The organism is Burkholderia sp. BCC0398 (genome assembly GCF_902833245.1).
Taxonomy (GTDB): domain Bacteria; phylum Pseudomonadota; class Gammaproteobacteria; order Burkholderiales; family Burkholderiaceae; genus Burkholderia; species Burkholderia sola.
Window position 1 is genome coordinate 1 of record NZ_CADFEM010000046.1, and the last position, 609, is coordinate 609.

Annotated in this window: 1 protein-coding gene; it reads right to left on the reverse strand. The window is 69.6% G+C overall.

The window, feature by feature from the left end:
• The coding region (locus HWX76_RS36435; RefSeq protein ID WP_176017110.1) for a filamentous hemagglutinin N-terminal domain-containing protein at nt 1-609 on the reverse strand (609 nt) is incomplete at both ends.

Sequence of the window (609 nt, forward strand, 5' to 3'; positions counted from 1 at the left end):
CGATGCGGGTATCGGCGGCGACGTCGACGCGCTCGCCGCGCGTGATGACGGAGCCCACCGGTGCGCCGGCTTCGGCCGCGCTCGCGTCGAGCTTGCCAGCGACCTTGACGGTGCCGCCGTCGAGCGTGATCTTGCCGGCGCGGTTGGCGAGGCCCTTCGCTTCGATCGTGCCGGTGTTGTTGACCACGGCGTTCAGCAGGTTGCCGGCCGCGTGCGCGGTCATCAGCACTTCGCCGCCGTCGGCTTTCAGCAAACCGCCGTTGGTGGCCTGCGCGTCGACCGCACCGCCCTCGACCTGCAGGCTGAGCAGGTCGTTGCCGTCGAAGTTGACCTTGAACGCGTTGCCGGCGCCGAGCGCGACGCGGCCCATCTTCGCCTGGATCACGCCGTTGTTGGACACGCGCGCGCCGAGCAGCGCGACGCTGCCGCCGTCGGCGGCAGTGATGTGGCCATCGTTGACGATCGACGCGGTGGAGTGACCGGAGAAGCGATAGTTGCCGGCGAGGAAGTCGGCGTCGGCGATGTTCTGGGTGGACGCGACGAGGCCGCCGACGTTGATCTGCGCGCCGGAGCCGAACAGCACGCCGTTGGGGTTGACGAGGAAGACCT